This is a genomic window from Candidatus Polarisedimenticolia bacterium, assembly GCA_035764505.1.
GTDB lineage: Bacteria > Acidobacteriota > Polarisedimenticolia > Gp22-AA2 > AA152 > AA152.
Genome location: DASTZC010000007.1, coordinates 1 through 6173 on the forward strand (window position 1 = coordinate 1; position 6173 = coordinate 6173).

5 protein-coding genes are annotated in these 6173 nt (G+C 62.0%); 3 read left to right on the plus strand and 2 right to left on the minus strand.

Annotated elements, in window-relative coordinates:
• The 3 genes from VFW45_00390 to VFW45_00400 form a co-directional block, all read left to right on the plus strand.
• Positions 1-328 (plus strand): VOC family protein (locus VFW45_00390; GenBank protein HEU5179221.1); only part of this gene is annotated, 328 nt, incomplete at its 5' end.
• Between the two features lie 315 nt (positions 329-643).
• A complete protein-coding gene (locus VFW45_00395; protein HEU5179222.1) occupies positions 644-2287 on the plus strand; it encodes a S8 family peptidase in 1644 nt (547 codons plus the stop codon).
• A gap of 29 nt (positions 2288-2316) precedes the next feature.
• Positions 2317-3096: a hypothetical protein gene (locus VFW45_00400; protein ID HEU5179223.1), complete on the plus strand. Its 780-nt coding sequence runs from the start codon at positions 2317-2319 to the stop codon at positions 3094-3096.
• A gap of 1 nt (position 3097) precedes the next feature.
• Here the strand turns inward: VFW45_00400 and VFW45_00405 are convergent, their stop codons facing one another.
• Both VFW45_00405 and VFW45_00410 read right to left on the minus strand, forming a co-directional pair.
• Complete coding sequence (locus VFW45_00405) at positions 3098-4042, minus strand: sigma-54 dependent transcriptional regulator (GenBank protein HEU5179224.1); 945 nt, start codon at positions 4040-4042, stop codon at positions 3098-3100.
• A gap of 426 nt (positions 4043-4468) precedes the next feature.
• Positions 4469-6173: sigma-54-dependent Fis family transcriptional regulator (locus VFW45_00410; protein ID HEU5179225.1), on the minus strand; the 1705-nt coding region annotated here is incomplete at its 5' end.

Below are 6173 nucleotides of genomic sequence, written 5' to 3' on the forward strand. Positions count from 1 at the left end.
CTTCTATTCGGACATCATGGGAATGCGCTACATGGCGGGCGAGCCCGGCCGTAGCCTCTTCTACCGTGCGGGCCAGAGCGTCTTCCTTCTCTTCTACGCTCCCGAGACCCTCAAGGGCGGCAAGCTTCCTGCCCACGGCGCGACCGGTCCCTCGCACACCTGCTTCGTCGTTCCTCCCGACGAGTACGAGCGCTGGAAGGCGTACCTGCCGGAGCAGGGGGTTCCAATCATCCAGGAAGTGCAGTGGGACGCCGCCACCTCGTTCTACTTCCACGATCCCGACGGCAACGTGCTGGAGATCGCGAACCGCGATATCTGGCCCACCTGACTGAAGGTCCGCGCTGCGCGGATCCCCGACATCGCCTGTCCATCTCACAACCCGTCCGGAAGAGCGACTGCTTGCGTCACTTGCGGGCATTCTGCCGATTAATTGTCGAAGTGACGTTCGGCATCTGGACAACGCCGATAGATTGACATCCAGCACTTCGGATGTAATCGCATAGGCGTAAGTCGTTTTCTGCCATCGCGATTGATCCCATCCCTCCTGCTTCAAATCGTCCAAGGCATTGCGATTGCAGTCGCTACCCCCGGAGCGACAGCGCCCTATGCGTGTAGTGAAGGCGCAGGGGCGGAGGAGACCCAGATGAAGCGAGCGCGTCCCATGCAAAAAATCCTGATGGGGATGGCCGTGCTGGTCCTCCTCACGGCTGCATCCGGTGTCGGCGATCTTGGTCTGTCGACTTCGTACGCCGGGCCGAGTCTCGAACCCGCCGTCGCTGCCAAGCTGAGCCCGCGCGCCGCCGACATGCTGTTGCGCGGCAATCCGGGCGCTCCCGTGAAGATGATTGTCACGACCGGGCAATCCACCAGTCTCGATGTGGCGACTCTCCTGCAGATGGGAGGGAAGGTCACCCGGCAGTATGCGCAGCTGGACAGCTACGCCGTCTCACTGCCCGCGCGGGCCATCCGCCAGCTGGCGGGGCTTCCCAATGTCCGCCACGTCTCCGTCGACCATCCGGTCCAGGTCCTGAACGACCTGAACTACGTAACCCTCGGGGCCGACATCGCCAAGAAAAACCTGGGGCTCAACGGCCACGACGTGGTCATCGCGGTCCTCGACACCGGCATATACAAGCATCCCGATCTCGGCAGCCGGCTCACGAAGGAGGTCGACTTCGCCGCCACCGAGAAGGATTATGTCGACTACTACGGCCACGGCACCCATGTCGCCGGGATCATCGCCGGCAACGCCCACGATAGCAGCGACGCCAAGTCGTTCCGGCGTTTCTACGGCGTCGCGCCCGATTCCAAGCTCATTTCGGTGCGCGTCCTGGGCCGCGACGGCACGGGCTACGTCAGCGATGTCCTGGCCGGCATCGACTGGGTGATCGCCAACCGCGCCGGCCAGAAAATCCGCGTCATGAACCTGTCTTTGGGCCATGCGGTCGAAGAGTCGTACCTGACCGATCCTCTCTGTCAGGCGGTCGAGAAGGCCTGGAAGGCCGGCATCGTCGTCGTCGTTTCGGCCGGCAACAATGGATCGCTGGGCTACGGAACCATCGGCAGCCCGGGGAACGACCCCTACGTCATCACGGTGGGGGCATCCAACAACTATCTGACGTCCTACCGCGGCGATGACATCCTGGCGACCTATTCCTCCCTCGGGCCCACGGCAATCGACCATTTCGTCAAGCCGGACCTGGTGGCTCCCGGGAACCGCACGATTTCGCTGCGCTCCCCGGCGTCGGCGCTCGATTCGACCTATCCGGGGCTGCGGAAGAAATACGGCGTCTTCAACAACGATCCGAACAAGGCGAACCAGGACTCGCCTTACTTCGAGCTGAGCGGCACCAGCATGTCGGCCGCGGTGGTCTCCGGAATGGCCGCCATCCTGATCGACGCCGATAACAGCCTCAGCCCCGACACCGTGAAGGCGCGCCTGATGCGCTCGGCCGAAAAGCGGCTGAGCTACAACATCTTCCAGGTGGGCGCCGGCTTCGCGAACCTTTATGCCGCCCTGCAGGAGCGCGGCATTGCGCTGCTGCCTTCTCTATCGCCGCGCGCCTACCTCACCTCCACCGGCATCGTCGTGGAGAGCACCAACCTGCTCTGGGGAAATCCGTTGAGCTGGGACGAGATTTCGATCTGGGGAGGCGACCCTCTGCGCAACACCGACGAGGTGGGTTCCTACGGCGCGGTCTGGGGCGGCGGCGGGACTTTGCGTGGCTTCAGCGTCGATTCACACGACGGCGTCGTCTTCGGGGACAACGATCCGATGGTGCCGTAGAGGAGTGAGGCCGGAGAGCAGGTGAACTCATGAGATTCAAGGCGCTGTTCAGCGGCAAGCCTGGGTTGGATCGCTTCCTGGCGGCGGTCTACCTTCTCGGCCTGACCGCGGGAGCGATGGGGATCCTCGCGGGCGGCTTCCATCTCTCCATCCAGTTACTCCTCTTTTCGATCTATGGCGCCGCAGCCGCCCCCTTCCTGGTCGACCTGGGAGGAAACTGCAAGCTCTCCACAGCCTTCGCCTTCATCCTGGCCTCCGCCGTCTACCTGGGACCGGGGGCCGCGGTCATCACCGCCCTCGCTACGACCACGAGCTACCTGGGACGCGAGGAGATGCTGTTCCACAAGCGCTTGTTCAACGTCAGCAACCATCTCCTGTCGGGATTCATCGCAGCCCGCCTGTTCCTCGCGGCCGGCGGCAGTTCTGCCACGATTACGGACGAGGTGTCCTTGCGGGCGATGCTCGCGGCGATTTGCGGGTTTTATCTCGTGAACACCGGGCTGGTAGGCATTGCCTCGGCCCTGGAGCTGGACCGCCCCATCGTCCAGACATGGATGGAGAAGTACCGCTGGACGGTGGCTTCCTTCCTGGCGGGCGGCACCCTGGCAGTAATCCTGGTGCTCCTGATCGACCGCATCGGGGTTTTCACCTTCTTCCTCAGCCTGCCCTTCTGCCTGGTCCTGTTCCATTGCTGGACGCTTCAGGCAGGGTTCATGAGATCCGGGAGGCCCGCACGTGGCGAAAGCGCGCCGAGCGTGTCTCACATGTCGAAGACCTTTCCCGCCGCCTCCTCTCGCGCGCGGAAATAGATCAGACTTCGTCCGGACCCGGAGTCGACTCGGCCGGCTTGCCGCAGTCGAAAGAGATCCCGTACTCGCGAATCTTGCGATAGAGCTTCGGCCTGGACCAGCCAATGTATCGAGCTGCCTTGGCTTTATCACCCAGGCTATCCCGCAGCGCTCGTTCGATGAGGATCTGCTCGCCCGTCTTGGGCTGATAAACTCGCGACCGCCCTTCGAAGAACCCCTCGAGACGACGAATCCGATCCGGGAGATCCCCGGGCTCGATGTGTGCCTCTTCGCTGAGGACCAGGCAGCGGTACACCGTGTTTTCCAGCTCGCGGATGTTGCCCGGCCATTCATAGGCACAGAGGAGATCCAGGGCACGCTCGTTGAAATGGCGCCGCGTACACCCGGTCCTGCGTATGTACCGATGGATGAAATGTTCGACGAGGTGCGGGATGTCTTCGCGACGGTCCCGCAACGGCGGCAGGGCGATCGTGATCACATTGATTCGATAGAAAAGATCGAGCCTGAAAAGCCCCTGCTCGACCAGACGCTGCAAGTCACGATTGGTCGCCGAGATGAAGCGAACGTCGATTCGGGTGGTGGTGCGGGATCCCACGGGACGGACCTCCCCCTCCTGGAGCACCCGCAGCAGCTTCGACTGCATGGCGAGCGACATGTCACCCAGCTCGTCGAGGAACAGGGTGCCGTGGTGAGCCAGCTCGAGAATTCCTTTGCGATCTCTTTCCGCACCGGTGAAGGAGCCGCGCACGTGCCCGAAAAGCTCGCTTTCCAGCAGCGTTTCCGTCAGTGCCGCGCAGTTCTCCGAGAAGAACGGTTTGGATGCCCGAAAGCCACGACGATGGATCTCACGGGCCACAATTTCCTTGCCGGTTCCGCTTTCCCCGACGATCAGTACCGGCAGCTCGCACGAGGCTGCCTTTCCAATCAATCGGTCGATTCGCTCCATGCTCGGCGATTCGACTCCACCCAGCGGTACTTCTGTGCGGCCTTCGGAGCTTGCGGGTAGAGCCGATACGTCATGTGTCGGGCCCCCGGCCAGAGTAGCGAGGAGACTCAAGAGCTCCTCCATCTCCGGCACCGACAGGGCCGAGACGGAGGGGTTGGGACGTTCCTTCAGCTTCTTAGCCAACTCGGCCGCCCGGATTCTGGCGAATGCGCCGCCCCGCATCGAATCTTGCTGCACCTCGATTCACCTCCCTTTGGCGTTGCCTGTCTGCAAGCTGAATACCAGGAGGATTCGCAACCGCCTCATCGGGCTGGACGCGCGACTAACTATCTGCAACTATGGAAGTTGTGACGGTTGCCCGGGGCGGTGCGTTGCGGTGGTAGGGGGTCGTTAGGAGGGGATTGACGGCCAGTGTCGGCGGTCGTGTTATGCAGTATTACGCCGTCCAAAATCCATCGGGATGTTGTAGTGCTCCATCTTTCTGTAGAGCTTCTGACGGTTCCAGCCGATGTAGTCGGCCGCACGACTCTTGTCGCCGGCGAAGCGCAGAAGCGCCTCTTCGATGAGCCGGTGCTCGCCGCGCTTGTCGGACCATCCCGCCAGGGAGGCGGAACGAACCGAATCGGGCAGGTCTGCCAGTTGGATGGTCTCCTCCTTGGCCAGGGCCACGGCTCGCTCGATGCAGTTTTCCAACTCGCGGATGTTTCCTGGCCAGTCGAAACGCGCCAAAGCGGTCATCGCCTGATCGGAGATTCGATGAATGCGATGTCCGTAGCGCTCGCGTGTCTTCTTGAGGAAGTGATTGATGAGGAGCGGGATTTCCGCCTTGCGGTCCCGAAGCACGGGCAGCTCGATCGCGATGCCGTTGAGCCGAAAGAGGAGATCCTGACGGAAGCGGCCATCGCGGGCATCCCGGCGCAGGTCACGATTGGTGGCCGTAACGATGCGCGCCTGGAAGGAGATAGGCTGCGTTGCGCCCAGCGGTCTGATTTCGCGCTCCTGGATCGCCCGGAGGAGTTTGGCCTGCAGCTGAAGCGTCGTGTTGCCAATCTCGTCCAGGAAGAGAGTGCCGCCCTGGGCTGCCACGAAGAGCCCTTCCTTGTCGCGCTCGGCGCCCGTGAAGGCACCGCGGCAGTATCCGAAGAGCTCGCTCTCGATCAGGTTCTCGGGAAGCGCGCCACAGTCCACCGAAAGAAAAGGCTCGGTTTTGCGCTTACCGGAATAATGAACTGCCCGGGCCACCAGCTCCTTTCCGGTGCCGCTTTCTCCAAGTATCAGAACCGGAAGATCGCTCTCGCTTGCCGCGACAATTAGTTTCTTGAGGTTGGTGAAATAGGTCCCTTGGCCGATCAGCGTCGGGACTCCCAGCTGCGCCGTTTCTCGAAGTCTCTTGTTTTCCTCCGCCAGATGGAAATAGCGGATTGCCCGCTCGAGCGCGGAGGAAGCTTGCTGGGCGAATATCTCGAGAGATTTCAGGAGGTCTTCGCTGGCTGCCAGCCGCGGGCGGCGACTGTCGAGATAAAGGGCGCCGATGATGCTGCCCCGGGATCGAAGCGGTACGCATGCGACCGAGCGAATTCGTAGCTGAGTGATACTTTCCGCGGCGCTTAGTTGAGGGTCAACCAGGGTATCTGATGCGAAGACGATCTCGCCGTGTCGGATTCTCTGGAGCGCCGTGCGCGTGTACTTCCGCGCATCGGCAAGGGACATCCGCCCGATATTGCGTGAAACCTTAAGCTCCTCGCGGCCTGAATGGTCGAACAGGAACACGATGCCGCGCTCGGCTCCGCTAAGCTGAATTGCCTCGTCGAGGATCAGTTCCAACGTCGACTTGAGGGAGTCGCGCCGGTGCATCTGCTCGTTGATTCTCGCGATGCTTTCCAAAGCTCGAGTTGCCTGGGGTGAGACTGGGGCCTGGGGGAAGCCTTCATAGGCAAGATCCTCGAGATCCTCTGTGCGAGCCAGGAGCGCCCTGCTGTCCGGACGATTAAGGTAATGCTGCCGCATCTCCGGATCACTGATGTTGTAGGACAGCTCCAGCAGCGTTGTCCGGGCATTCAGGAGATGCTTCTTGGACTCCAGCTCATCCCCCATCGCCGCCGCGCAATCCCCCATAGCCTGAAACAACCAA

Coding starts and splice junctions, on each gene's coding strand:
- VFW45_00395 (HEU5179222.1), top strand. CDS start 644: ATGAAGCGAGCGCGTCCCATGCAAAAAATCCTGATGGGGATGGCCGTG.
- VFW45_00400 (HEU5179223.1), top strand. CDS start 2,317: ATGAGATTCAAGGCGCTGTTCAGCGGCAAGCCTGGGTTGGATCGCTTC.
- VFW45_00405 (HEU5179224.1), bottom strand. CDS start 4,042: ATGGAGCGAATCGACCGATTGATTGGAAAGGCAGCCTCGTGCGAGCTG.